This is a genomic window from Methanocalculus natronophilus, assembly GCF_038751955.1.
In the GTDB taxonomy this organism is placed as follows: domain Archaea; phylum Halobacteriota; class Methanomicrobia; order Methanomicrobiales; family Methanocorpusculaceae; genus Methanocalculus; species Methanocalculus natronophilus.
On record NZ_JBCEXH010000062.1, the window covers coordinates 1 to 682 of the forward strand.

A 682-nucleotide genomic window follows, 5' to 3' on the forward strand; every position below is an offset into this window, starting at 1 on the left:
ATTCAAGATTATCACTGACAATAATGCTGGGTTCGGGTTCAATAGTCTCACTACTGAAAAATGCTTCGACTTTCACATCATCAAGCATACTAAATGAAAACTCAAGATCATAGCTTATGATTTCACCGTTCAATTTCCAATAGTCAAAAGCGTCGGCATTAGATACTTCCAGTATAGCAATATCATTATAATCATATGTTTTGGTCTTGTACTCACCCATAAATGGTTCATCTTTGTATTCAAGGGTGAGCGTCTTATCCGTATCCCTTTCATAGTTGAGCACGAGAATCTTGTCTTCAGTAATGTTGTCAAGATTCACATCGCCCCATGGTTCTTTCGCTACAACGAGTTTAGGTTTAGAAGGATATTCTACACCTTCATAAATAGCTGTTTCACCCGTATTTACATACTGAACATCTAATAGATAACCATTCGTGTCCATAAAAGTCACAACATACTCATCAACTGGCTTGAAGATTGCTGTAACCTCCATCTTACTTCGAATGATAAATTCATGATCTAAGGGTAAATTTTTATTAACAACCCCATTAACAATCCAATAAGCAAACACATAATCTTCATTTTCCGCTAAACTTCCATCAAGTTTAAGGTGCGTTCCAAAGTCAGCTGACAGTGTGGTTGAGATCACATTGTGCGTATCAAAATGAGCTCTAAATTCAGC

Annotated in this window: 1 protein-coding gene; it reads right to left on the reverse strand. The window is 36.7% G+C overall.

The window, feature by feature from the left end:
• On the reverse strand, window positions 1-682 hold a 682-nt coding region (locus ABCO64_RS10415), incomplete at both ends, for a hypothetical protein (protein ID WP_343089417.1).